Genomic DNA, 24,335 nt, shown 5'->3' with positions numbered 1-24,335 from the left:
TGGCGCTTGTGACTGCGCCGTCTCTTGGGTGAGAAACTGCACCGGAGTTCCGACGGTGCAGGCGAGAGAGAATCGATGGAGAAGCAGGAAGGCGGCTGAGCGGAAAGGCTCAGGCGCCATGCCGTCGACGATAGCCTTCGAGGAAGCGCGCGATGCGCCCGATCGCGTCGGTCAGGTCGTCGGAGTTCGGCAGGAAGACGAGGCGGAAATGGTCCGGCGTCGGCCAGTTGAAGCCGGTGCCCTGCACGATCAGCACCTTCTCCTCGGCCAGCAGCTCGTAGGCGAACTGCTGGTCGTCCTGGATCGGATACATCTTCGGGTCCAGACGCGGGAACATGTAGAGCGCCGCCTTGGGCTTGACGCAGGACACGCCCGGGATCTCGGTCAGCAGCCGGTGCGCCAGATCGCGCTGGCGGCACAGCCGACCGCCCGGCGCGACCAGGTCCTTGATGCTCTGGTAGCCGCCCAAAGCGGTCTGGATCGCCAGCTGGCCCGGCGTGTTGGCGCACAGCCGCATCGAGGCCAGCATGTTCAGGCCCTCGATGTAGTCGCGCGCATGGCGCTTGTCGCCCGAGACCACCATCCAGCCGGCGCGGTAGCCGCAGGAGCGGTAGTTCTTCGACAGGCCGTTGAAGGTCAGGATCAGCACGTCGTCGGCCAGCGAGGCGATGCTGGTGTGGCTGTGGCCGTCGAACAGCGTCTTGTCGTAGATCTCGTCGGCGAAGACGATCAGCTGGTGCTGGCGGGCGATCTCGATCAGCCCCTGCAGCACCGGCTCCGGATAGAGCGCGCCGGTCGGATTGTTCGGGTTGATGATCACCAGCGCCTTGGTGCGCGGGGTGATCTTGGCGCGGATGTCGTCGAGGTCGGGCATCCACTCCGACGACTCGTCGCAGAGATAGTGCACCGGGCGGCCGCCCGACAGCGCCACCACCGCGGTGTAGAGCGGGTAGTCCGGCGAGGGGATCAGCACCTCGTCGCCGTCGTCGAGCAGCGCGTTCATCGCCATCGAGATCAGCTCGGAGGCGCCGTTGCCCAGGTAGACGTCGTCGACGGTCACGCCGCGGATGCCCTTCTCCTGGGTGTAGTGCACGACCGACTTGCGCGGCGCGAACAGGCCCTTGGAGTCGGTGTAGCCGGCCGCGTGCGGCAGGTTGCGGATCATGTCCTGCACGATCTCGTCGGGCGGCTCCAGCCCGAACACCGCCAGGTTGCCGATGTTGAGCTTGATGATCTTGTGGCCCTCCTCCTCCATCTGGCGGGCCTTTTCCAGCACCGGGCCACGGATGTCGTAGCACACGTTGGCGAGCTTGCCGGACTTGGCGACGGTCTTGAGCACGAGGGATCCTGTTCGCGATGGAGAGAAGGAAAGCGCCGGAGAAACGGTACGGGACGCAGGGGGACAGTCGGGGCGGCCATTGTCGGCCAAAGGCTAGAATTTAGCGCATCCCGCCCCACCGCCCTGCCGTGAAACTCCAGCCCGACCGACTCGATGGCGTCAACGCCATCTTCAGCACCGCCACCGACGCCGTCTCGATCAACAACCAGAGCGCGCTGGTGCAGTGGCGCAGCAGCGTCATCGTGCCCTGGCGCGGCGAGGTGGTCGCCTGGCCGCGCAGCCGCGTCGAGGAGCTGCAGCGCGAGGACTTCGACGCGCTGCTGGCCCTGAAGCCGGAGCTGGTGATCTTCGGCAGCGGCCGCACGCTGCGCTTCGTTCATCCGTCGATCACCCGCGGCCTGATCGAGGCGCGCATCGGCATCGAGTGCATGGACACCGCCGCCGCCTGCCGCACCTACAACGTGCTGGTCAGCGAGGGCCGGCGTGCCGTGGCGGCGCTGATCATCGGCTGAAATCCCCCGCCCGGACGAAGCCGGGCACGTCAGAACGAGCCTTGAACTGGCAGTATAATGATGGGCTTATCCCCATCAGGGATCCACAAGACTACAGAACTTGCATGACGCCCGCTCTCAACAAACCTCTGCCGGAATTTGAAGCGAATGCAACCGGTGGCGTGAAGTTCACCCCCCAGGCTTTCCTCGGCAAGACGGTGGTGCTGTATTTCTACCCGAAGGACAGCACGCCCGGCTGCACCACCGAAGCGATGCAGTTCCGCGACCACCACAAGGACTTCGCCAACGCGGGCGCGGTGGTCTTTGGCGTGTCGCGCGACAACATGGCCTCGCACGACAAGTTCAAGCAGAACCTCGAGCTGCCCTTCGAGCTGATCGCCGACACCGAAGAGAAGCTCTGCCACATGTTCGGCGTCGTGAAGAACAAGATCATGTACGGCAAGAAGGTCAAGGGCATCGAGCGCTCCACCTTCCTGATCGACCCCGAAGGCCTGCTGCGCACCGAATGGCGCGGCATCAAGGTCGCCGGTCATGTCGAGGACGTCCTGAAGGCTGTTCAGGAGCTGAAGAAGCCGGCTTGAGCCGGATTGAGTCGGATTGGTACCGTGACAGCGGGCCTTGGCGCCTGCAGCGTCCTGTGCATAATGGGTTCATGCGCGTAAGCCCTGAACCGCATTCCCCGATCGAGAAGCCGCCCAGCTTGCTGTGCGGCTTTTTCTTTTCACGTTGACGCTTTCGCTCATGCCTCTGCCCAAACCCCCTGCCAAGCGCGGCTCCGTCCTCGACCCTTCCGCCTTCGACGCCCAGTCGGCGCCGAAACCGTCACGACGCTCGCTGCCCAAGCCGGCCGCCGTCGAGGACAGCAGCGCACTCGAACTCCAGCCGCCGCAGCAGCCGGTGGCCGCGCCGCCGATCACCCCCGCGGTCGTCCTTGCGGCGCCGGTCGAGGCCAAGGCGCCTGCGGCTGCGCCGGCCAGGCCGGCACGCACGCCCCGCACGAAGGCCGCGGTCGCCGTGGCGCCCGCACCTGCGCCGGCTGCAGCGACCCGGCCGCGCCGCAACCGCGCCAGCACCGGCGGCCCGGCCAAGCTCTTCGTGCTCGACACCAACGTGCTGATGCACGACCCGATGTCGCTGTTCCGCTTCGAGGAGCATGACGTCTACCTGCCGATGATCACGCTCGAGGAGCTCGACGGCCACAAGAAGGGCATGAGCGAGGTCTCGCGCAACGTGCGCCAGGTCAGCCGCGAGCTCGACGCGCTGGCGGCCAGCCAGGGCGATGCCAAGGAGTTCGACCCAGGCGCCGGCATCGCGCTGGCGCGCACCGGCCACCGCGAGGCCGGCGGCAAGCTGTTCTTCCAGACCACCTTCGTCGACTTCAAGCTGCCCGACGGCCTGCCTCAGGGCAAGGCCGACAACCAGATCCTCGGCGTGGTGCAGGCGTTGCGCACGCAGCAGCCCGAGCGCGAGGTCGTGCTGGTGTCCAAGGACATCAACATGCGCATCAAGGCCCGCGCGCTGGGCCTGGCTGCCGAGGACTACCTCAACGACAAGACGCTCGAAGACGCCGACCTGCTCTACACCGGCGTGCTGCAGCTGCCGGGCGACTTCTGGGAGCGCCACGGCAAGACGATGGAGAGCTGGCAGCAGGCCGGCTCGACCTTCTACCGGATCAGCGGGCCGCTGGTGCCCTCGCTGATGATCAACCAGTTCGTCTATCTGGAGAGCCCGGGCAACGCGCCGCTCTACGCGCGCGTCACCGAGATCACCGGCAAGACCGCCGTCATCCGCACGCTCAAGGACTTCACCCACGCGAAGAATTCCGTCTGGGGCGTGACCGCGCGCAACCGCGAGCAGAACTTCGCGCTGAACCTGCTGACCGACCCCGACTGCGACTTCATCACGCTGACCGGCACCGCCGGCACCGGCAAGACGCTGATGACGCTGGCCGCCGCGCTCAGCCAGGTGCTGGACGAGCGCCGCTACACCGAGATCATCGTCACCCGCGTGACCGTGCCGGTCGGCGAGGACATCGGCTTCCTGCCCGGCAACGAGGAGGAGAAGATGAGCCCGTGGATGGGCGCGCTCGACGACAACCTGGAAGTCCTGGCGCGCGGCGACACCAGCGCCGGCGAATGGGGCCGCGCGGCGACCAACGATCTCGTGCGCAGCAAGATCAAGATCAAGAGCCTGAACTTCATGCGCGGGCGCACCTTCCTGAACAAGATCGTCATCATCGACGAGGCGCAGAACCTGACGCCGAAGCAGATGAAGACGCTGATCACCCGCGCCGGCCCCGGCACCAAGATCATCTGCCTGGGCAATCTGGCGCAGATCGACACGCCCTACCTCACCGAGGGCTCGTCCGGCCTGACCTTCGCGGTCGACCGCTTCAAGGGCTGGCCGCACGCGGGCCACATCACGCTGGCACGCGGCGAGCGCTCGCGGCTGGCGGACTTCGCCTCCGAGGTGCTCTGACCGGTCTGCAGGCTCGGCCGACGAGCCTGCCATCACCCCGCAAGGGAGGTGCGATGCACCTCCCTTTTTCATGGTCGGCACAGGCGTGTCACATGACATGTCCATGACGCATTCACGGGTCTGCGCACACGCAGCGCGACCAAGACACCCGCACGCAGCACCCTCTGCTGCGTGAGATCGATCACTGCCGAGGGCGTGCAGCCGGTGTCAGGATGAAAGAAACAGGCCGTGGGTGGCGTGATCAGGTACGAAAATGTTTACCATTCGAAGTGATCAACCATCGCCATAGTCCATAACAGCAACAAGGCGTGATCCGGCTGAGGGGGGGCTCGCAAGAGCGGCCGAGGACGGATGATGCCGTTTCGAGCACATCACCACACATGCCATCCGGTCATGATGACCCGTCGGCGGCTTCGGCGCATCTTGCGCTGATCGCCGGCCATTGCGATCAGGCGGCGGCCCTGGCTCACGAGATGCTGGCCAGCGCCAAGCTGGGCGGCATGCTGCCCCGGCAGGCGGACGCCTTCCTGATCCTGGCTCGCGCCGAACTTCACCGCGAGCCGCCCTCGCCCGAGCTGGCCCTGGCCCAGGCCCGGCAGGCCGGGCATCTCTTCCATCTGGTCGGCGATGCGCGGCAGGAATCGGATGCCCTGGCGCTGGCGGCGCTGCTGCTGGCCCGGCTGGGCCGCTTCGAGGAAGCGATCGAGAACGCGACGCTGGCGGTCCGGCTGGCCGAGAGCCAGCCGGACGGCGCGCACACCGCGGTCGCCTACCACCATCTCGGCCTGGCCACCCATGCCCGCGACAGCGACTATGCCCGCCGGGCCCTGCTGCGCAGCATCGCGCTGGCACAGCAGCACTGCGGCGGTGAAGCCGCCACCGCCCAGCCGCGCCTGCAGCTGCTGCTGGGCGAGCTCTACCGGCTGGAGCAGTGCCGCCAGTCGGGCCAGCCGGCGCGCATCGACCCGATCGCGTTCGACATGCTGCAGGCGCTGCGCCAGATCCTGGCCAGCGGCACCGAGGCCCCGGCGCTGACGCCCCAGCCGGGCGGAGCCCAGCTGGCCGCGCTGCTGCCGCTGATCGAGACCGGAATCGGCTCTTTCCTGGCTTCCAACGACACGCTGCCCGCCGGACTGGCACCGCTGCAGGACGCCACCCGCACGCCGACTGACCTGATCCGGCCGGAGAGCCTGCGCGGACTGGCGGCCTGGATCTTCGCGCGCCGGGCGCTCGAGCGCGGCCAGCTCGCGCAGGCGCAGGCGTGCATCGCCGAGCTGCTCGACGTGACCCTGCCGCGCGCCGATCAGCGTCTGGTGCAGACCGCGCACCACCTGCACATCACCCTGCTCGAGCAGCAGGGGCGGCATGACGAGGCGCTGGCGGCCTTTCGCCGGCTGCGCGCCGATCAGCTGCTGCAGGACCGCGAGAACATGGCCTCGCGCGAACGCACCGCCACGCTGCGCATGGCCTGGCGCCAGCAGTCGCGCGCACTCGCCGAGCTGCGAACCAGCTCGCGCCAGTTCGAGCGGCTCTCGCTGGAAGATCCGCTGACCGGGCTGGCCAACCGCCGCCAGGTCGAGCGCGTGGCCGCCACGCTGCTGCAGCGCCTGCGTGACGAGCGCGAGCAGGCCGCCCCCTGGTGCCTGGTGATGATCGACATCGACCGCTTCAAGCAGATCAACGACCAGCATTCACATGTGATCGGCGACGAGGTGCTGCGCGCGATGGCGCGGCTGCTGCGCCATGTGCTGCGCCAGCACGATCTGGCTGCCCGGCTGGCCGGCGACGAGTTCGTGCTGATCCTGCCCGACACCGACGAGAACCTCGCCCGGCAGGTGGTCGAGCGCCTGCGCGGTGAGATCTGCCGCCATGACTGGGGCGCGATCGCACCCGGCCTGGCGGTCAGCGCCAGCCTGGGGCTGGCCGGCGCACGCGCCGAGGACAGTCTGGCCACGCTGATGCAGCGCAGCGACCTGCTGATGTACGCCGACAAGGCGCGGCGCGATCGGCCGCCCTTGCCATCATCGGTTTGAGCGCGGGCCAGGCGGCCCGCGCTCGCCTCGGACTCAGGCGTCCTCGCCGCCGGTCAGCAGCGGCAGCGCGCCGCCGGCCGAGCCGCCCAGCAGGCCGGCCTTGCCGTACAGGCCCAGCTTGGCGCGGGTGTCGCTGATGTCGAGGTTGCGCATGGTCAGCTGGCCGATGCGGTCCAGCGGCGTGAACGCGGCGTCCTCCACCTTCTCCATCGACAGGCGCTCCGGCGCGTAGGTCAGGTTCGGGCTGTCGGTGTTCATGATGGTGTAGTCGTTGCCGCGGCGCAGCTCCAGCGTCACCTCGCCGGTGATCGCGCTGGCGACCCAGCGCTGCGCGGTCTCGCGCAGCATCATGGCCTGGCTGTCGAACCAGCGGCCGTGGTAGAGCAGCTTGCCCAGCACGCGGCCGTTGGCGCGGTACTGCGCCAGCGTGTCCTCGTTGTGGATGCCGGTGGCCAGGCGCTCGTAGCAGATGTGCAGCAGCGCCATGCCCGGGGCTTCGTAGATGCCGCGGCTCTTGGCCTCGATGATGCGGTTCTCGATCTGGTCGCACATGCCCAGGCCGTGGCGGCCGCCGATGCGGTTGGCTTCCTCGAACAGCGCGACCAGGTCGGGGAAGGTCTGGCCGTTGAGCGCCACCGGCACGCCTTCCTCGAAGCGCACCGTCACCGTCTCCCGCTTGACCTCGACGTCGTCGCGCCAGAAGGCCACGCCCATGATGGGCTTGACGATGTGCATGCCGGCGTTCAGGAACTCCAGGTCCTTGGCCTCATGGGTCGCGCCCAGCATGTTCGAGTCGGTGGAATACGCCTTCTCGACCGACATCTTGTAGTCGAAGCCGTTCTTGATGAGGTATTCGCTCATCTCCTTGCGGCCGCCCAGCTCGTCGATGAAGGTCTGGTCCAGCCAGGGCTTGTAGATCTTCAGCGCCGGGTTGACCAGCAGGCCGTAGCGGTAGAAGCGCTCGATGTCGTTGCCCTTGTAGGTCGAGCCGTCGCCCCAGAGGTTGACGCCGTCCTGCTTCATCGCGGCCACCAGCATCGTGCCGGTCACCGCGCGGCCCAGCGGGGTGGTGTTGAAGTAGGTGGCGCCGCCGGTGGTGATGTGGAAGGCACCGGACTGGATCGCGGCGATGCCCTCGGCCACCAGCGCGGCACGGCAGTCGATCAGGCGGGCGATCTCGGCGCCGTAGGCCAGGGCCTTGCGCGGGATGTCCTCGTAGTCGCTCTCGTCGGGCTGGCCGAGGTTGGCGGTGTAGGCGCAAGGGACAGCGCCCTTGGCGCGCATCCAGTGCACGGCGGCCGAGGTGTCGAGACCGCCCGAGAAGGCGATGCCGACCTTCTGGCCGGCGGGGAGGTTTTGCAGGATGGTGGCAGACATGGCGCTGTTGACGGTCGCGACGGCCGCGACGACGAAGAACGGGATGAATCCACGATTGTCGCAAACTTGGGGCCCGGATCGAAAGCGCCGTCGCACGCGGCGCGCATGCCCCCATGGCCCGGCGTCCGGTGCAGCTCGGCTAGAGCACTGGGCGCTGCCGAACGTGTTCTTCCACGTCACCACCGCCTGCGCACTGCTGCGCCACAACGGCGTGGACCTGTGCAAGGTCGATTACCTCCTGGGCGCGCAGGCTTTTGCCTGAAACCGACGGAACCGCACCACACGGCATGCACGGATGCCCCCGCACGGCGCACAGGAACTGTGCGGTCGTGCACACCGGTCAACCATAGAATCCGGGCAATTTTGGGGGGATGCACGTGCTGCTGCTGGTTGTTCTGTTGCCCTTGGTGCTGGGAAGTGTGCTCACGGCGGTGAGCGGTGCCCGGCGCCGCGCATGGACGGCGTCCATCGCAGGCACGATCACGGCGGCGAGTCTGGCCGTGTTGCTGTCGCAGGCGCCGACGGTGTTCAGCGGTGTGCCGGTCATGGAGCAATGGGCCTGGGTGCCGTCCCTGGGGCTCGACATCACGTTCCGGCTGGACGGCCTGTCGCTGCTGTTCGCGGGCCTGATCCTGTGCATCGGCCTGTGCATCGTGCTGTACGCGGCGTATTACCTGGCGCCGGAAGACTCGGCCCCCAAGTTCTACAGCCTCATGATGCTGTTCATGGCCGCCATGCTGGGCGTGGTGCTGTCGGACAACCTCCTGGTGCTGGTGGTGTTCTGGGAGCTGACCAGCATCTCGTCCTTCCTGCTGGTGGGCTACTGGGGCCACCGACCCGACGCGCGGGCGGGTGCCCGTCAGGCGCTGGCAGTGACCGGCGGCGGCGGGCTCGCCATGCTCGGGGGCTTCGTGCTGCTGGGCCAGATCGGCGGCAGCCACGAGATCAGCGTGCTGGCCACGCGCGCCGCACAGATCCAGGCCGACCCGCTGTTCCTGCCCGCCTTGCTGCTGATCCTGCTGGGCGCCTTCACCAAGAGCGCGCAGTTCCCGTTTCACTTCTGGCTGCCGGACGCCATGGCGGCCCCCACGCCGGTGTCGGCCTATCTGCATTCGGCGACCATGGTCAAGGCCGGCGTGTTCCTGCTGATGCGCCTGTACCCGATCCTGGCGGGTTCGGGCTGGTTCGAGGCGCTGGTCAGTGGCGCGGGCCTGGTCACGGTGCTGTTCGCCGCGTTCATCGCCATCTTCAAGCACGACCTCAAGGGCCTGCTGGCGTACTCCACCGTCAGCCACCTGGGCCTGATCACCTTCCTGGTGGGCCTGGGTTCGCCGCTGGCCGCCGTGGCGGCGGTGTTCCATGTGCTCAACCACGCCACGTTCAAGGCCTCGCTGTTCATGATCGCCGGCATCGTCGACCACGAGACCCACTCGCGCGACATGCGCCAGCTCGGCGGCCTGTGGTCCTTCATGCCGTTCACCGCCACGCTGACCATGGTGGCCGCGGCATCGATGGCCGGTGTGCCGCTGACCAACGGGTTCCTGTCGAAGGAGATGTTCTTCACCGAAGCCGTGACCGGCACCCAGGGCGTCTGGGCCTGGGCGGTGCCGGCGCTGGTGACCCTGGCCGGCGTGTTCAGCGTGGCGTATTCGCTGCGCATGGTGCATGACACCTACTTCAACGGTCCGCTGGGCGCGGTCGAGAACCCGCATCCCCACGAGCCCCCGCTGGGCATGAAGCTGCCCACCATCGGTCTGGTGGTGCTGTGCGTGGCGGTGGGCCTGTTTCCGGCGGCCACCTTCGGCCCGCTGGTCCATGTGGCGGCCACGGCGCTGACCAGCCAGCCGCTGCCCGACTACCACCTGGCGCTGTGGCACGGCTTCAACCTGCCGCTGCTCATGAGCGTGATCGCCCTGGTGGGCGGCATCCTGCTGTACCGCAGCCTGGCGCGTGACAGGCGCCTGCACCGCATCAGCTCCGAAGCCTGGTTCGGACGGGGCACGGGCCGCCAGCTCTTCGAGTCGACCCTCGGCGGCGTGTTCTCGCTGGCGGGGCGCGTGACGGGCGCGCTGGAAAACGGCTCGCTGCAGCGCTACCTGGCCCTGATGGTGGGCGGTGCCATCGTCGTGGCGGCGGCCCCCTTGCTGGGCGGCGGCGTTGGCACCGGCGAGCGCGCCCTGATGCCGGCCAACACCTTGGCGGTGGTGGTCTGGGCGCTGCTGCTGGTCACCTGCGCTGCGCTGGTGCTGGGCCACCATGACCGTTTCCGCACCGTGGTGCTGGTGGGCATGGTGGGCCTGGTGGTGGCACTGGCCTTCGTGTCGCTCTCGGCCCCCGATCTGGCGCTGACGCAGTTGTCGGTGGAGGTGGTGTCCACCGTGCTGCTGCTGATGGGCCTGGCGCTGTTGCCGCAGACCACGCCCCGCGAATCGAGCACCGGCCGCAAGGCCCGCGACGCCGCGCTGGCCGTGGCCGCCGGGGCGGGCGTGGCCTGGCTGGCCTGGGTGTTCATGACCCGGGGCCACGACAGCATTTCGTGGTATTTCCTGGAGCAGTCGCTGCCCAAGGGCGGCGGCACCAATGTGGTGAACGTCATTCTGGTGGACTTCCGCGGTTACGACACTTGGGGCGAAATCACCGTGCTGGGCATCGCGGCCCTCGGGGTTCTGGCCCTGATGGACGGCTTCCGCACCCGCCGTGCCGGCACCGATGGCGCAGGTCGGCCGTGGACCTTCGCGGCCCAGCCCTTGCTGTTGCGAGTGGCCGCCTCGGTGGTCCTGCCCCTGGCGCTGGTGTTCTCGGTCTACATCTTCATGCGCGGGCACAACATGCCCGGCGGCGGCTTCATCGCCGGCCTGATCACCGCGGTGGCGCTGGTGCTGCAGTTCATGGCCCTGGGGCAGTCGCGTGCCGAGATGCTGATGCGCGCGCAGGCCGGACGCCGCTTCGTGCAGTGGATCGGCGCCGGCCTGGGCATTGCGGGTCTGACGGGTGTGGCGGCCTTCGTGTTCGGACGCCCGTTCCTGACCAGCGCCCACGGCCATCCCGCGGTGGGGGTGCTGGGCGAGTTGCCGTTGGCGTCGGCCGCGGTGTTCGATCTGGGGGTGTACCTGACGGTGGTGGGCGCCACCCTGCTGACACTCAGCGTGCTGGGATCGGCCTCTGGCGAAGGGCGATCGGATCCTGGCAAGACACACGGCAAGGCGCCTGGCAAGGCACAGGCAGGAGATGCAGCATGGTGAGCATGGAGGCGCTGCTGGCCAGCGGCCTGGGCGTGGTGATGGCTGCGGGGGTCTACCTGCTGCTGCGTGGCCGCACCTATCCGGTGGTGCTGGGCCTGAGCCTGATCGGCTACGCCGTCAACGTGTTCATCTTCGTCATGGGCCGCCTGTGGAGCAACGCGCAGCCCATCCTCGTGGGCGAGGGGGCGGTGGCCGATCCCTTGCCGCAGGCCCTGGTGCTCACCGCCATCGTGATCGGGTTCGCCACGACGGGCTTCCTGATCGAGCTGGCCTTGCGCAGCCGGCATGAGAGCGGCACCGACCATGTCGATGGCCATGACGCCGCCCAGGAGCGCAAGTGATGGAGGGCCTGCTGGCGTTCTGGTGGGCGCATGCGCCGGTGCTGTCGGTGGTGCTGCCGTCGCTCACCGCCGTGGTCCTGCTGCTGATCGGCGATCAGGGCGGCATGGCCGGACAGGGCGGCAGCCACGATCTCGGGCGCCTGCGCTGGCACCGCCGCGTGGCCATGGCCTCGGTGCTGTCGGGCCTGCTCATGGCCTGCGCCATGGTCTGGCGCGCCGGCCAGGGCGAGCTGGTGGTGTACCGGGTGGGGGAGTGGCCCGCGCCGTTCGGCATCGTGCTGGTGCTGGACCACCTGTCGGCCCTGATGGTGCTGCTGACCTATCTGGTGGCGGTGCCGGTGCTGTGGTACGCCACGGGTGGCTGGGACGCGCGCGGGCGCTATTTCCACGCGATCTTCCAGTTCCAGCTCATGGGCCTGAGCGGGGCCTTCCTGACGGGTGACCTGTTCAACCTGTTCGTGTTCTTCGAGATCCTGCTGATCGCGTCGTATGTGCTGCTGCTGCACGGGCAAGGCAAGGAGCGCCTGCGCATGGGCGTGCACTACGTGGTGCTCAACCTGACCGCCTCCGGCCTGTTCCTGATCGGCCTGGCCATGCTGTACTCGGTCACCGGCACGCTCAACATGGCCGACATGGCCCTGCGCGTGGCCCGGCTGACCGGCGACGCGGCGCTGCTGGCCCAGGCGGCGGCGCTGGTGCTCCTGGTGGTGTTCGGTCTGAAGGCTGCGCTGGTGCCGCTGTGCTTCTGGCTGCCCGGCACCTACGCCGCCGCCAGCGCGCCGGTGGCCGCCCTGTTCGCCATCATGACCAAGGTCGGTGTCTACAGCATCATCCGCACCCACTGGATGATCTTCGGCACGGAGGCCGGCGAAGCCTCGCTGGCCGTGGCCGACTGGCTGCTGCCCCTGGCCCTGACGACCAGCGTGCTGGGGGTGCTGGGCGCCCTGGCGGCCCACACCCTGGGCCGGCTGGTGGCCTACCTCACCGTCTCGTCCGTGGGCACCATCCTGGCCGGTGTCGGCCTGTTCACGCCGGAGACCTTGTCGGCGGCGCTGTACTACACGCTGCACAGCACGATCGTGGTGGCCGGCCTGTTCCTGCTGGTGGAGCTGGTGGCGGCACAGCGCGGCGAGACGGGGGACGCGCTCAGGCCGGCCCATGCGGTGCGTGAGCCCATGCTGCTGGGCCTGATGATGTTGTTCGGCGCGGCGTCGGCGGCGGGGCTGCCGCCGCTGCCGGGCTTTGTGGGCAAGCTGATGGTGCTGCAGAGCAGCCATGGCCTGGACGCACAGCCCTGGCTGTGGACCGTGGTGCTGGGGGTCGGCTTCCTGAGCATCGTGGGGCTGGCCCGGGCGGGCGTGGTCGTGTTCTGGCACCTGCAGCCAGCGCCGACCGGCCACGCCGCCGCGGGCAGCAGCCTGAAGATGCTCTCGGCGACCTGGGCGTTCATGGCGATGACCGTGGTCCTGGCCGTGGTGGCCTCCCCCGTCAAGCAGTACACCGACGCGGCCGCCGCCCAGCTCGCCGACCGTGCCGCCTACCAGCGCGCCGTGCTGGGCGACCTGGGCGACAGCACACGCCCCTACACCGGAGAGCGTTGACCATGCGCACTGCCTCGCACACCACCGCCACCGCGCGCCCCGTGGGCTGGTTCGACCATCCGCTGCTGTCCGTGCTGCTCGGCGTGAGCTGGCTGGCCTTGTCGCACAGCCTGGCGCTGGTGCATGTCCTGTCGGCGGTGCTGATCGGGCTGATCATTCCCCGGCTGGTGGGCGGTTTCCTCAAGCCCGCAGACCGCCTGCACTGGCCCAGCGTGATCGCCCTCGCGGGGGTGGTGCTGTGGGACATCGTGGTGTCCAACATCACCGTGGCGCGTCTGGTGCTGGGCTCGATGGACAAGCCCACGCCGCTGTGGATTCCCGTGCCGCTGGCGACCCGCAACGAGCGGGTCAACGCCCTGTTCGCCAGCATCATCACCACCACGCCGGGCACGGTGTCCTGCGTGGTCGACGAGCAGCAGGGGGTGATCTGGGTCCATGCCCTCAACGGCGATGACCCCGTCGCCATGGCCAAGGACATGAAACAACGCTACGAAGCCCCGCTGATGCGGGCGCTGGGCATCCCCGCCGAGGCGGGCAAGGAGGCTGCATGATGAACGCTCCCGTCCTGTCCTGGGCATTGGACCTGGCCAGCGTGGCCGTGGCCATCGCCATGGCCCTGTGCGCCTGGCGCCTGTGGCGCGGGCCGGAGACCACCGACCGCATCCTGGCGCTCGACACGCTCTACATGAACGTGGTGGCGCTGGTGGTGCTGCTGGGCTTGCGCTGGAACACGGCGCTGCTGTTCGAGGCGGCCTTGCTGGTGGCGATGCTCGGCTTCGTGGGCACGGTGGGGCTGGCCCGCTACCTCACCCGCGGCGATGTGGTGGAGAAGTGAAGGACATGACTGCCATCAAGGAGACGATGATGAACCTGCCGGTCTGGATCGAGTGGACCGCGGCGGCGCTGATCGTGGTGGCCGCCTTCTTCCTGCTGGTCGGCGCGATCGGCCTGGCCCGACTGCCGGACTTCTACATGCGCCTGCACGCGCCGACCAAGGCCTCGACTCTGGGCGTGGGCGGCGTGCTGCTGGCCTCGATGCTGCTGTCCTCGGCCCAGGGCCGCCCCGGCATCGCCGAACTGCTGATCACCTTGTTCGTGTTCGTGACGGCGCCCGTGTCGGCCAATCTGATGGCCCAGGCGGCCCTGCACCTGAAGGTCCGCAGCCGGGCGCCGTTGCCGCCGGCAGTGGATCCGCACCAGCCGCAACACACCCCCCCGCGGCGCCCGTGATTCAGTGGTTGTAGACAGAATCAACTGAGCAGGGTCAACCTGCGCAGAAGGCGCTGCGCCTGAGCGAACCAGCCCATGCGGTGGAGGTGGCGACCTCAACACTCACCGAGACGGCCAGCAGCAACCCGAGCGTGTCCACCACCAGATGGCGCTTGCGCCTCTTGACCTTCTTGCACGCATCCACCAGCGTGCGGCGATCGAGTTGCGGTGGCATTCCGCGCCCGCCCGATGCTCGACAGGTCCGTCACCAGCGCCCATTGATCAAGGAGGCGCTGCTGGTGGGCTTCTTCCTGGCCGGGCTGGTGGTGCTTGGCGGCCTGCAGCGCTGGTGGCTGCAGCCGCTGGTGTCGGGGCTGGAGCCGATGGCGCTCTTCTTCGGCGCGGTCAGCCTGACGGCGATCACCGACAACGCCGCGCTCACCTACCTGGGCGCGCAGATCTCCGGCATCAGCGAGGCCGCGAAATACATGCTGGTGGCCGGCGCGGTGGCCGGCGGCGGCCTGACGGTGATCGCCAACGCGCCGAACCCGGCGGGTGCGGCGCTGCTGCGCCGTGGCTTCCTGGACGAGTCGATCGGCGCGCTCGGCCTGCTGGCCGGTGCACTGGCACCGACGCTGGTGGCGATGGGCGCCTTCCTGCTGCTCTGAGCTCCGAGCGCTGCGGCAGCAACAGTGCAGCAACGCCGCTGCACACTGGCTGCACGATCGACTGGCATCGTCAAAGACATGATGATTGACCGTCGCACCTTCACGATGTCGCTGCTGGCCGCCGCAGCGGCCAGCGCCTGCAGCTCTCCCGCCCTTCGGCCCGGCGCGTCCGCCCCCCTGCCCGCCTTCGATCCCGAGCGCGGCTACCAGCGCCGCGAGGTCAGCGCCAGCGGCCGCACCGTCGTCGTGCGCGCCTGGGAGGGTCTGGCCTATGTCAGCCGCCCTGTCGCGCCGCAGTGGCAGGTGATGAACCTGTACATCCCGGAAGCCTATTTCCAGGGCGGCCAGATCGAGGGCCGCACCGCGCGCACCGCACCGATCTTCCTGCCCAATTCGATCGGCGGCTACATGCCGGCCAAGCCGGGCACGCCGGAGGGTCGCACCGGCCCGCCGCCGGCGCCCGGCCAGACGCAGCCGCCCTCGGCGATCGCGGTGGCGCTGACCCGCGGGCTGGTGGTGGCCTCGCCCGGCGCACGCGGGCGCACGCTGCAGGCCGCAGACGGCACCTGGACCGGCAAGGCCCCGGCCGCGCTGGTCGATCTGAAGGCCGCCGTGCGCTTCCTGCGCCACCATGACGCGGTGATGCCGGGCGACACCGAGCGCATCATCTCCAACGGCACCAGCGCCGGCGGCGCGCTCTCGGCGCTGCTGGGCGCCAGCGGCAACACGCCCGAGCTGCAGGCCGAGCTGCAGGCGGTGGGCGCCGCACCGGGGCGCGACGACATCTTCGCCGTCTCCGCCTACTGCCCGATCACCAACCTCGAGAACGCCGACGGCGCCTACGAATGGCAGTTCGGCCATGTGCGCGACTACCGCCGCATCGAGATGTCGATGCTGGACTACCAAGTCCAGCGCCGCGAGGTGGCCGGCACGCTCTCGCCCGAGCAGGCCGAGCTGGCCACCACGCTGCGGGCGACCTTTCCCGCCTACCTGAACGCACTGGGGCTGCGCGACGCCGCAGGCCGGCCGCTGCGCCTCGATGCCGACGGGCGGGGCAGCTTTCTCGACCAGGTGAAGTCGCTGCTGATCGCCTCGGCGCAGCAGACGCTTGATGCCGGCGCCGACCTGTCGGGCCGCGGCTGGCTGACGATCCGCGACGGACGGGTACAGGAGGTCGACTTCCAGGCCTACGCCCTCGCCGCAGTGCGGCTGAAGCTGCCGCCGGCCTTCGACGGCCTGGCGCTCGACAGCGGCGAGAACCAGCTCTTCGGCAGCAGCCGCATCGACAAGCGCCACTTCACCGCGTTCTCGGCGCAGCACAGCCGGGTGGAGGGCGCCGGTCGCGCCGACGAGCGCACGGTGCGGCTGATGAACCCGATGCACCACATCGGCCAGAGCGCGACCACCGTGGCGCCGCACTGGCGCATCCGCCACGGCACGATGGACCGCGACACCTCGCTGGCGGTGCCGGTCATGCTGGCCGCGCGGCTGCGCCAGAACGGCCGCAATGTCGATCTGGCCCTGCCCTGGGACCGACCGCACAGCGGCGACTACGATCTGGACGAGCTGTTCGGCTGGATCGACCGGGTGAGCGCCAGCACGCGCTGAGCGCAGCGACAGGCGTGGATCCTCGCCTGCGCGAGGATGACGCCGACACCGCCAATCCGGCATTCATGCCTTGACCAGTCCCCATCGTGGCGCACGCATCGCAGGCGGCGCCCGATTCAAGCGGCGCAGATGCACTGCAATAGTGCATTCTGGGGTTCACCAGACGTGTTTCCGGCCTGAACACGGGCCATGCAGACAGGCACGCATCCTGCTTGTCACCGTTTGACGCAAGCAAGGTAGCTCCGGCATCCGCTACCCCCAGCCTCTGCCAACGACGGCAGGGCGCGCACGCGCCGCACGGACCGGGCCTGATCGTTCATCGATCGCCGCCCCGTCGTCCGCGCCTTCTTCCCTTTCTTTCCCTCTCTCTCCGTTTCCCGGTGCGCCTGCGCTCGTCCCTCGAGCCGAGCCGGCCTCCCGGACGGAACCTTCGACGGCCGGGTTCTTCCGGTCCGTCATCACGGAGACCGCATGAAGATCGTCGTCGTCGGCCACGGCATGGTGGGCCACAAGTTTCTGGAAAGCCTCCACGAGGCCGGTGTGAAGGATGCCGAAGTCACGGTGCTGTGCGAGGAGCCGCGCGCCGCCTATGACCGGGTGCACCTGTCGGAGTTCTTCTCCGGCAAGAGCGCCGAGGACCTGTCGCTGGTGGCGCCCGGCTTCTTCGAGCAGAGCGGCTACACGCTGCGGCTGAAGTCGCAGGCGGTGAAGATCGAGCGCCGCGACAACACCGTCACCACCGCCGACGGCGAGGTGCTGCCCTACGACCGCCTGGTGCTGGCCACCGGCTCCTATCCCTTCGTTCCGGGCGTGCCGGGGCGCGACCGCGCCGACATCTTCGTCTACCGCACGATCGAGGATCTGGAGGGCATGAAGGCCTGCGGCGCGCGCTCGAAGAGCGGCGTGGTGGTCGGCGGCGGCCTGCTGGGGCTGGAATGCGCCAAGGCGCTGCGCGACCTGGGGCTGCAGACGCATGTGGTCGAGTTCGCGCCGCGGCTGATGGCGGTGCAGGTCGACGAGGCCGGCGGTCGGGTGCTGCGCACCAAGATCGAGGAACTCGGCGTGCAGGTGCACACCGGGCGCAACACCGTCGAGATCGTCGACGGCGCCACCGCGCGCCACCGCATGGTCTTCGCCGACGGCACCTGGCTGGAGACCGACATGATCGTGTTCTCCGCCGGCATCCGACCGCGCGACGAGCTGGCGCGCCAGAGCCTGCTGCCGGTGGGCGCACGCGGCGGCGTCGCCATCGACAGCCAGTGCCGCACCGCCGACCCCGCGGTCTACGCGATCGGCGAATGCGCCGCCTGGAACGACCAGACCTTCGGCCTGGTCGCGCCCGGCTACGACATGGCCCGCGTGGTGGCCAGGCAGATCGCCGGCGATGCCTCGGCCGCCTTCACCGGCGCCGACATGAGCACCAAGCTCAAGCTGATGGGCGTGGACGTGGCCTCGATCGGCGACGCGCACGCCAGGACGCCGCACTGCAAGACCTTCAGCTACACCGACGAGATCCGCCAGATCTACAAGAAGATCGTGGTCAGCGCCGACGGCAGGCAGCTGCTGGGCGCGGTGCTGATCGGCGACGCGGCCGAATACGGCACGCTGCTGCAGATGGCGCTCAACGGCATCGCGCTGCCGGCCGACCCCGAGTTCCTGATCCTGCCCTCGGGCGAAGGCAAGGAAAAGCCGGGCCTGGGCCCGGACGCGCTGCCGGACTCGGCGCAGATCTGCTCGTGCAACAACGTCACCAAGGGCCAGATCTGCGAGGCGGTGGGCAACGGCGCCACCACCATCGCGCTGCTGAAGGCCGGCTGCAAGGCCGGCGCCACCTGCGGCGGCTGCGTGCCGCTGGTCACGCAGGTGATGAAGAGCGAGATGGCCAAGCGCGGCATGGCGGTCAACAACCACCTCTGCGAGCACTTCGCCTATTCGCGCCAGGAGCTGTATCACCTGGTGCGCGTCGGCCAGATCAAGAGCTTCGAGGAGCTGCTGGCCAAGCACGGCAAGGGCCTGGGCTGCGACATCTGCAAGCCAGCCGCCGCCAGCGTGCTGGCCTCGGTCTGGAACGACTTCGTGCTCAAGCCCGAGCTGGCCGCGCTGCAGGACTCCAACGACTACTTCCTCGGCAACATCCAGAAGGACGGCACCTATTCGGTGGTGCCGCGCATGCCGGGCGGCGAGGTCACGCCCGACGGCCTGATCGCGGTCGGCACGGTGGCCAAGAAGTACGGCCTCTACACCAAGGTGACCGGCGGCGCGCGGGTCGACATGTTCGGCGCGCGGCTGGAGCAGCTGCCGCTGATCTGGGAGGAGCTGATCGCCGCCGGGTTCGAATCGGGCCACGCCTACGGCAAGTCGCTGCGCACGGTGAAGAGCTGCGTCGGCTCGACCTGGTGCCGCTATGGCGTCGACGATTCGGTCGGTCTGGCCGTCGAGCTGGAGAACCGCTACAAGGGTCTGCGCGCGCCGCACAAGATCAAGTTCGGCGTCTCGGGCTGCACGCGGGAGTGCGCCGAGGCGCAGGGCAAGGACGTGGGCGTGATCGCCACCGACAAGGGCTGGAACCTGTATGTGTGCGGCAACGGCGGCATGAAGCCCCGCCACGCCGAGCTGATCGCCTCCGACCTGAGCAAGGCCGAGCTGATCCGCCTGATCGACCGCTTCCTGATGTTCTACGTCAAGACCGCCGACCGCCTGCAGCGCACCAGCACCTGGCGCGACAACATGGAAGGCGGGCTGGACTACCTCAAGAGCGTGCTGATCGACGACCGGCTGGGCCTGGCGGCCGAGCTGGAGGCGCAGATGCAGAGCGTGGTCGACACCTACCAGTGCGAATGGAAGACCGCGGTGACCACGCCGGCGGTGCGGGCGCGCTTCAGGAGCTTCGTCAACAGCGACAAGGCCGACGAGCGCATCGTCTTCGTCGAGGAGCGCGGCCAGATCCGTCCGGCCCGCCCCGAGGAGCGCGAGACCGCCGCCCTGACGGCCGCCGACGCCACCGACCGCACCACCGCCTGAGCCCGGAAGCCCGAGATGAGCCTTGACACCCTGAACTGGACCGCCGTCTGCGCGGTCGACGAGATCCTGCCCAACACCGGCGTGTGCGCCCTGGTCGAGGGCCGCCATGTCGCGGTCTTCCGCGTCGGCCCCGATCGTTTCTTCGCCATCGACAACATCGACCCGAAGTCCGGCGCCAGCGTGCTGTCGCGCGGCCTGGTCGGCAGCCTGGGCGAGCAGATCGTCGTGGCCTCGCCGCTGTACAAGCAGCACTACGACCTGAGCACCGGCGTCTGCCTGGAGCAGCCCGAGCTGTCGGTGCGCGCGCACCCGGTGCAGGTCGAGGACGGCCGCGTGCTGGTGAGGCTGGCGAGCTGATTCGGCTGAGGCCGTGAATTCAAAAGCCGGCGGGAGCCGGCTTTTTTCATGGCTGACCGGGTTTTGATTGGCTGGCGCTCAATTCCCAAAGCATGCCGCCGCCCAGACCCAGCAGCACCAAACCCATGCCGTAGCCACCGGTGAATGCGTCGAAGAAGATCACAAGAATCATCGCGACCAGAAGGGCTGCAAGCGTGGGAATCATCACGCGCCAGTAGCCAATCAGCGGAGCGAACAGCTCGAATAGTGCTTCCATATGATTCACACAGCCGCAGCAGAGACACCGATTGTAGTTTTGCAGTCCGAAACTTGCTCTCCCTGTCAGTCGCTGGTTTCGTGTGCGTTGGTTGGATCGTTTGAACGCTGCTCAGGCCAGGGCAATTGCATTAGCCAAGTCCCCGATTGAGTGGTAACAATCCGGCCCGACCTCGCCACCCCACGACACGATGCCAGACCACCCGACGACCGCCCCAGGCGACAAGCTGATGCAGCGCTTTGAAGACCTGGACGATCCGCGCCGGCAGAGCGGGCGCTTCCAGTACCCGCTGCAGGAACTGCTGCTGACGGCGCTGTGCGCGGTGGCGGCCGGCGCCGAGGACTGGGTCGACGTGAGCGAGTGGGGCGAGTTCAAGCTGGAGTGGCTGCGGCGCTTCCTGCCCTTCGAGCGGGGCATCGCCTCGCACGACACGTTCAGCCGGGTGTTCGCGATGCTGGACTCGGTGCGCTTCGAGGCCTGCTTCCGCAACTGGATGGCGCAGATCTGCCCGAGTCTGGCGCAGGAACACATTGCCATCGACGGCAAGACGCTGCGCGGCTCGCGCACGGCGGACGGGGCGTTGCACCTGGTGACGGCCTGGCACTGCGGCAAGGGCGTGACGCTGGGGCAGATCAGGACGCAGGCCAAGAGCAACGAGATCACCGCGATCCCGGAGCTGCTGGCCGGGCTGGACCTGCGCGGTGCCACGGTGACGATGGACGCGATGGGCTGCCAGAAGGCGATCGTGCAGCAGCTGGTCGACGAGGGTGCCGGCTACATCATCGGGGTCAAGAACAACCAGCCCACGCTGGCCCAGGCGGTGCAGGGCCTGCTGGAGCAAGCCCCGGCCCGGGCCGACGGGCGCACCTGGCACGAGCACAGCGAGACCGACAAGGGCCACGGCCGCATCGAGACGCGGCGCTGCGTGGTCTGCCATGACCTGAGCGCCATCGCGCCGGTGCTGCAGGACTGGCCCGGCGTGCGCAGCGTGGTGCTGGTGCAGTCCACCCGCCAGCCGGTGCGCTCAGGGCGCTTCGGCCCGCGCAGCACCGAACAGGCGCCCGAGCCGAGCTGGCGCTACTACATCAGCTCCGAGGTGCTCGACGCCCAGACCTTCAACGCCACCATCCGGGCGCACTGGGCCATCGAGAACGACTGCCACTGGGTGCTGGACGTCAACTACCGCGAAGATGCCTGCCTGATCCGGCGCGACCACGGCCCGCACAACATGGCCACGCTGCGGCGCATCGCGCAGAACCAGATCAAGCTCGACGCCAGCAAGGGCAGCCAGAAGACCAAGCGCAAGCGCATGGGCTGGAGCGATGACTACCTGCAAGGGCTCTTCGGCTTGACGCCCGGTTCAGTCAGCCATGCACAAATTTCGAGCGGTGGCTAATGCAATCGCCCTGGGTGCCTACCGGGGACGAAAGAAATCGCTGAACAGCGAACAAATTGCCGAGTTGAAACGGCGAGTTGCGGCAGGCGACCAAAAAACCTTGGTGGCCCGTGACTTCGGCATCAGCCGCGAAACCTTGTACCAGTACCTGCGGGAAGACTGACCATGCCACGCCGCTCAATCCTGTCCGCCACCGAGCGCGAAAGCCTGCTGGCACTGCCAGATGCCAAAGACGAACTGATACGGCACTACACGTTCAACGAAACCGACCTGTCGGTGATCCGTCAGCGTCGCGGCGCCGCGAATCGATTGGGCTTCGCTGTGCAGCTTTGCTACTTGCGATTCCCTGGCACCTTTTTGGGCGTCGATGAGCCTCCGTTTCCGCCCCTGTTGCGCATGGTGGCCGCGCAACTCAAGATGCCAGTGGAAAGTTGGAGCGAGTACGGCCAGCGCGAACAGACACGGCGGGAGCACTTGGTCGAGCTGCAAACGGTTTTTGGGTTCAAGCCCTTCACCATGAGCCACTATCGGCAAGCCGTGCATACATTGACCGAGCTGGCCTTGCAGACCGACAAAGGCATCGTGCTGGCGAGCGCACTTGTCGAGAATCTGCGGCGGCAGAGCATTATCCTGCCCGCCATGAATGCCATCGAGCGCGCAAGCGCCGAGGCCATCACCCGTGCCAACCGACGCATTTACGCGGCGCTGACCGATTCTTTGTTATCACCCCACCGTCAGCGCCTGGACGAACTTCTCAAGCGCAAGGACGGCAGTAAAGTGACGTGGCTGGCATGGCTGCGCCAGTCGCCTGCCAAACCGAACTCTCGCCACATGCTCGAACATATTGAGCGCCTGAAATCCTGGCAAGCACTTGATCTGCCCGCAGGCATCGAGCGGCAGGTTCACCAGAACCGCCTGCTCAAAATCGCTCGTGAAGGTGGCCAGATGACGCCTGCTGATCTGGCAAAGTTCGAGGTGCAACGACGCTATGCCACGCTGGTAGCGCTGGCCATCGAAGGCATGGCCACCGTCACCGATGAAATCATCGACCTTCACGATCGCATCATCGGCAAGCTGTTCAACGCGGCCAAGAACAAGCATCAGCAGCAGTTCCAGGCTTCCGGCAAGGCGATCAACGACAAGGTGCGGATGTATGGGCGCATCGGTCAAGCGTTGATTGAGGCCAAGCAAAGCGGCAGCGATCCGTTCGCCGCCATCGAGGCCGTTATGCCCTGGGACACCTTCGCCGCCAGCGTCACCGAAGCGCAAACATTGGCGCGGCCTGCCGACTTTGATTTCCTGCACCACATCGGTGAAAGCTATGCCACGCTACGCCGCTACGCGCCGCAGTTCCTGGGCGTGCTCAAATTGCGGGCTGCGCCCGCCGCCAAGGGTGTGCTCGATGCCATCGACATGCTGCGCGGCATGAACAGCGACAGCGCGCGCAAGGTGCCCGCCGATGCGCCAACCGCATTCATCAAGCCGCGCTGGGCAAAGCTGGTTCTGACCGACGACGGCATCGACCGGCGTTACTACGAGTTATGCGCCCTGTCGGAGCTGAAGAACGCGCTGCGCTCCGGTGATGTCTGGGTGCAGGGTTCTCGCCAGTTCAAGGACTTCGACGAATACCTGGTGCCGGTCGAGAAGTTCGCCACTTTGAAGCTGGCCAGCGAATTGCCGCTGGCAGTGGCCACCGACTGCGACCAATACCTGCATGACCGGTTGGAATTGTTGGAGGCGCAACTCGCCACAGTCAACCGCATGGCTGCGGCCAACGACTTACCGGATGCCATCATCACCACCGCGTCAGGCCTGAAGATCACGCCGCTGGACGCGGCAGTACCAGACGCCGCGCAAGCCATGATCGACCAGACAGCTATGCTGCTGCCGCACCTCAAAATCACCGAGTTGCTGATGGAGGTCGATGAATGGACGGGCTTCACCCGCCACTTCACACACCTGAAGACCAGCGACACGGCCAAGGACAAAACCTTGCTGTTGACGACGATCCTGGCCGACGCGATCAACCTGGGTCTGACCAAAATGGCCGAGTCCTGCCCTGGCACCACCTACGCCAAGCTGTCTTGGCTGCAAGCCTGGCACATCCGCGATGAAACCTATTCGACGGCGCTGGCCGAGCTGGTGAATGCGCAGTTTCGGCAACCCTTCGCCGGCAACTGGGGTGACGGCACCACGTCATCGTCGGACGGCCAGAACTTCAGAACCGGCAGCAAAGCAGAAAGCACTGGTCATATCAACCCGAAGTATGGAAGCAGTCCAGGACGGACTTTCTACACCCATATCTCCGACCAGTACGCGCCCTTCAGTGCCAAGGTGGTCAACGTGGGCATTCGTGATTCAACTTACGTGCTTGATGGCCTGCTGTACCACGAGTCGGACTTGCGCATCGAGGAACACTACACCGACACGGCAGGCTTCACCGATCACGTGTTTGGCTTGATGCATTTGCTGGGATTTCGCTTCGCGCCGCGTATCCGTGACTTGGGCGAAACCAAGCTATTCATCCCCAAGGGCGATGCCGCCTATGACGCGCTCAAGCCGATGATTAGCAGCGACAGGCTGAACATCAAGCAAATACGCGCCCATTGGGATGAAATTCTGCGGCTGGCCACCTCCATCAAGCAAGGCACGGTAACGGCTTCGCTGATGCTGCGCAAACTCGGCAGCTACCCGCGCCAGAACGGCTTGGCCGTGGCGTTGCGCGAGCTGGGGCGCATCGAGCGCACGCTGTTCATTTTGGATTGGCTGCAAAGCGTGGAGCTGCGCCGCCGCGTCCATGCGGGGCTGAATAAGTGTCAAGACCCGGGAGATTCTTTGGCCGCTTCTTGAACAAGTCGGGTGACTTGGCCCGCCAGGACTTGAGGGCATCAAGGGGC

General features: G+C 67.6%; 19 protein-coding genes and 3 pseudogenes. 18 read left to right on the top strand and 4 right to left on the bottom strand.

Translation table 11 applies throughout. The annotated features are described in order from the left end of the window. Positions 1-109 precede the first annotated feature (109 nt). Positions 110-1,339: a pyridoxal phosphate-dependent aminotransferase gene (locus NFT33_RS04450; protein ID WP_220787276.1), complete on the bottom strand. Its 1,230-nt coding sequence runs from the start codon at positions 1,337-1,339 to the stop codon at positions 110-112. Between the two features lie 128 nt (positions 1,340-1,467). Here NFT33_RS04450 and NFT33_RS04445 point away from each other — a divergent pair, with 128 nt between their 5' ends. The 4 genes from NFT33_RS04445 (at position 1,468) to NFT33_RS04430 (ending at position 6,362) form a co-directional block, all read left to right on the top strand. Beyond that, the gene (locus NFT33_RS04445) at positions 1,468-1,851 is read left to right on the top strand and encodes an Mth938-like domain-containing protein (protein ID WP_149503411.1); all 384 of its coding nucleotides are present in this window, start codon (positions 1,468-1,470) and stop codon (positions 1,849-1,851) included. A gap of 104 nt (positions 1,852-1,955) precedes the next feature. Beyond that, complete coding sequence (locus NFT33_RS04440; protein WP_149503410.1) at positions 1,956-2,432, top strand: peroxiredoxin; 477 nt, start codon at positions 1,956-1,958, stop codon at positions 2,430-2,432. A gap of 160 nt (positions 2,433-2,592) precedes the next feature. After that, positions 2,593-4,329 carry a PhoH family protein gene (locus NFT33_RS04435; protein ID WP_251673461.1) on the top strand — a complete coding sequence of 579 codons (1,737 nt, stop codon included), beginning with the start codon at positions 2,593-2,595 and terminating at the stop codon, positions 4,327-4,329. A 380-nt stretch (positions 4,330-4,709) separates the two neighbouring features. Beyond that, a complete protein-coding gene (locus NFT33_RS04430) occupies positions 4,710-6,362 on the top strand; it encodes a GGDEF domain-containing protein (RefSeq protein WP_251673459.1) in 1,653 nt (550 codons plus the stop codon). A gap of 33 nt (positions 6,363-6,395) precedes the next feature. On the opposite strand, the gene argG is transcribed toward NFT33_RS04430, so the two are convergent. Continuing rightward, complete coding sequence (gene argG, locus NFT33_RS04425; protein WP_149503407.1) at positions 6,396-7,739, bottom strand: argininosuccinate synthase; 1,344 nt, start codon at positions 7,737-7,739, stop codon at positions 6,396-6,398. On the opposite strand from argG, the gene NFT33_RS19305 reads away from it, so the two are divergent. The 7 genes from NFT33_RS19305 (at position 7,738) to NFT33_RS04390 (ending at position 14,153) form a co-directional block, all read left to right on the top strand. Beyond that, complete coding sequence (locus NFT33_RS19305; RefSeq protein ID WP_376744123.1) at positions 7,738-8,001, top strand: DUF1993 family protein; 264 nt, start codon at positions 7,738-7,740, stop codon at positions 7,999-8,001. The two genes, argG and NFT33_RS19305, sit on opposite strands and share 2 nt — an antisense overlap. Before the next feature lie 109 nt (positions 8,002-8,110). Then, positions 8,111-10,981, top strand: a complete 2,871-nt coding sequence (locus NFT33_RS04415; RefSeq protein WP_251673457.1) for a monovalent cation/H+ antiporter subunit A — start codon at positions 8,111-8,113, stop codon at positions 10,979-10,981. Between the two features lie 2 nt (positions 10,982-10,983). After that, the gene (locus NFT33_RS04410; RefSeq protein WP_251673594.1) at positions 10,984-11,322 is read left to right on the top strand and encodes a Na+/H+ antiporter subunit C; all 339 of its coding nucleotides are present in this window, start codon (positions 10,984-10,986) and stop codon (positions 11,320-11,322) included. Next, positions 11,322-12,923 (top strand): monovalent cation/H+ antiporter subunit D, encoded by a 1,602-nt coding sequence (locus NFT33_RS04405; RefSeq protein ID WP_251673455.1) that lies wholly within the window; start codon positions 11,322-11,324, stop codon positions 12,921-12,923. Before NFT33_RS04410 ends, NFT33_RS04405 begins: the two co-directional genes overlap by 1 nt. Positions 12,924-12,925: 2 nt before the next feature. Beyond that, positions 12,926-13,474 carry a Na+/H+ antiporter subunit E gene (locus NFT33_RS04400; protein ID WP_251673453.1) on the top strand — a complete coding sequence of 183 codons (549 nt, stop codon included), beginning with the start codon at positions 12,926-12,928 and terminating at the stop codon, positions 13,472-13,474. After that, positions 13,474-13,758, top strand: a complete 285-nt coding sequence (locus NFT33_RS04395) for a K+/H+ antiporter subunit F (RefSeq protein WP_251673451.1) — start codon at positions 13,474-13,476, stop codon at positions 13,756-13,758. Before NFT33_RS04400 ends, NFT33_RS04395 begins: the two co-directional genes overlap by 1 nt. Before the next feature lie 5 nt (positions 13,759-13,763). Then, complete coding sequence (locus tag NFT33_RS04390; protein WP_251673449.1) at positions 13,764-14,153, top strand: Na+/H+ antiporter subunit G; 390 nt, start codon at positions 13,764-13,766, stop codon at positions 14,151-14,153. A gap of 100 nt (positions 14,154-14,253) precedes the next feature. On the opposite strand, the pseudogene NFT33_RS19300 reads toward NFT33_RS04390, so the two are convergent. Then, a pseudogene (locus tag NFT33_RS19300) lies at positions 14,254-14,334 on the bottom strand (IS5/IS1182 family transposase); the annotation flags it as partial. A gap of 61 nt (positions 14,335-14,395) precedes the next feature. Between NFT33_RS19300 and NFT33_RS04380 the strand changes: the two are divergent. From NFT33_RS04380 to nirD, 4 genes and pseudogenes are all read left to right on the top strand, one after another. Then, positions 14,396-14,800 (top strand): annotated as a pseudogene (locus NFT33_RS04380) (putative Na+/H+ antiporter); the annotation flags it as partial. A gap of 78 nt (positions 14,801-14,878) precedes the next feature. Then, complete coding sequence (locus tag NFT33_RS04375; RefSeq protein ID WP_251673447.1) at positions 14,879-16,408, top strand: subtype B tannase; 1,530 nt, start codon at positions 14,879-14,881, stop codon at positions 16,406-16,408. Positions 16,409-16,879: 471 nt separating this feature from the next. Next, a complete protein-coding gene (gene nirB / locus NFT33_RS04370) occupies positions 16,880-19,429 on the top strand; it encodes a nitrite reductase large subunit NirB (protein ID WP_251673446.1) in 2,550 nt (849 codons plus the stop codon). A gap of 15 nt (positions 19,430-19,444) precedes the next feature. Next, entirely contained in the window at positions 19,445-19,786 is a 342-nt protein-coding gene (nirD, locus tag NFT33_RS04365) for a nitrite reductase small subunit NirD (RefSeq protein ID WP_251673444.1), read from the top strand. 46 nt (positions 19,787-19,832) lie between these two features. On the opposite strand, the gene NFT33_RS04360 is transcribed toward nirD, so the two are convergent. Beyond that, on the bottom strand, positions 19,833-20,042 hold the full coding sequence (locus NFT33_RS04360) for a hypothetical protein (protein ID WP_251673442.1): 210 nt from the start codon (positions 20,040-20,042) through the stop codon (positions 19,833-19,835). 190 nt (positions 20,043-20,232) lie between these two features. Between NFT33_RS04360 and NFT33_RS04355 the strand changes: the two genes are divergently transcribed. The 3 genes and pseudogenes from NFT33_RS04355 to NFT33_RS04345 all read left to right on the top strand — a co-directional run. Continuing rightward, positions 20,233-21,438 (top strand): ISAs1 family transposase, encoded by a 1,206-nt coding sequence (locus tag NFT33_RS04355; RefSeq protein WP_251673441.1) that lies wholly within the window; start codon positions 20,233-20,235, stop codon positions 21,436-21,438. Next, on the top strand, positions 21,431-21,601 hold the full coding sequence (locus tag NFT33_RS04350; RefSeq protein ID WP_446829081.1) for a helix-turn-helix domain-containing protein: 171 nt from the start codon (positions 21,431-21,433) through the stop codon (positions 21,599-21,601). Before NFT33_RS04355 ends, NFT33_RS04350 begins: the two co-directional genes overlap by 8 nt. A gap of 2 nt (positions 21,602-21,603) precedes the next feature. Next, a pseudogene (locus NFT33_RS04345) lies at positions 21,604-24,252 on the top strand (Tn3 family transposase); the annotation flags it as partial. Positions 24,253-24,335: the final 83 nt, after the last annotated feature.

This window comes from Sphaerotilus sp. FB-3 (assembly GCF_023706025.1).
In the GTDB taxonomy this organism is placed as follows: domain Bacteria; phylum Pseudomonadota; class Gammaproteobacteria; order Burkholderiales; family Burkholderiaceae_C; genus Sphaerotilus; species Sphaerotilus sulfidivorans.
The sequence above is the reverse complement of the archived record's forward strand: the minus strand, read 5'-3'. Positions and strand labels throughout refer to the sequence as shown.

Excerpts from the sequence above, each read along its gene's own strand:
- NFT33_RS04440 (WP_149503410.1), top strand. The coding sequence starts at position 1,956 with ATGACGCCCGCTCTCAACAAACCTCTGCCGGAATTTGAAGCGAATGCA.
- NFT33_RS04435 (WP_251673461.1), top strand. The coding sequence starts at position 2,593 with ATGCCTCTGCCCAAACCCCCTGCCAAGCGCGGCTCCGTCCTCGACCCT.
- NFT33_RS04430 (WP_251673459.1), top strand. The coding sequence starts at position 4,710 with ATGCCATCCGGTCATGATGACCCGTCGGCGGCTTCGGCGCATCTTGCG.
- NFT33_RS19305 (WP_376744123.1), top strand. The coding sequence starts at position 7,738 with ATGGCGCTGTTGACGGTCGCGACGGCCGCGACGACGAAGAACGGGATG.
- argG (WP_149503407.1), bottom strand. The coding sequence starts at position 7,739 with ATGTCTGCCACCATCCTGCAAAACCTCCCCGCCGGCCAGAAGGTCGGC.
- NFT33_RS04415 (WP_251673457.1), top strand. The coding sequence starts at position 8,111 with ATGCACGTGCTGCTGCTGGTTGTTCTGTTGCCCTTGGTGCTGGGAAGT.
- NFT33_RS04410 (WP_251673594.1), top strand. The coding sequence starts at position 10,984 with ATGGAGGCGCTGCTGGCCAGCGGCCTGGGCGTGGTGATGGCTGCGGGG.
- NFT33_RS04405 (WP_251673455.1), top strand. The coding sequence starts at position 11,322 with ATGGAGGGCCTGCTGGCGTTCTGGTGGGCGCATGCGCCGGTGCTGTCG.
- NFT33_RS04400 (WP_251673453.1), top strand. The coding sequence starts at position 12,926 with ATGCGCACTGCCTCGCACACCACCGCCACCGCGCGCCCCGTGGGCTGG.
- NFT33_RS04395 (WP_251673451.1), top strand. The coding sequence starts at position 13,474 with ATGAACGCTCCCGTCCTGTCCTGGGCATTGGACCTGGCCAGCGTGGCC.
- NFT33_RS04390 (WP_251673449.1), top strand. The coding sequence starts at position 13,764 with ATGACTGCCATCAAGGAGACGATGATGAACCTGCCGGTCTGGATCGAG.
- NFT33_RS04375 (WP_251673447.1), top strand. The coding sequence starts at position 14,879 with ATGATGATTGACCGTCGCACCTTCACGATGTCGCTGCTGGCCGCCGCA.
- nirB (WP_251673446.1), top strand. The coding sequence starts at position 16,880 with ATGAAGATCGTCGTCGTCGGCCACGGCATGGTGGGCCACAAGTTTCTG.
- nirD (WP_251673444.1), top strand. The coding sequence starts at position 19,445 with ATGAGCCTTGACACCCTGAACTGGACCGCCGTCTGCGCGGTCGACGAG.
- NFT33_RS04360 (WP_251673442.1), bottom strand. The coding sequence starts at position 20,042 with ATGGAAGCACTATTCGAGCTGTTCGCTCCGCTGATTGGCTACTGGCGC.
- NFT33_RS04355 (WP_251673441.1), top strand. The coding sequence starts at position 20,233 with ATGCCAGACCACCCGACGACCGCCCCAGGCGACAAGCTGATGCAGCGC.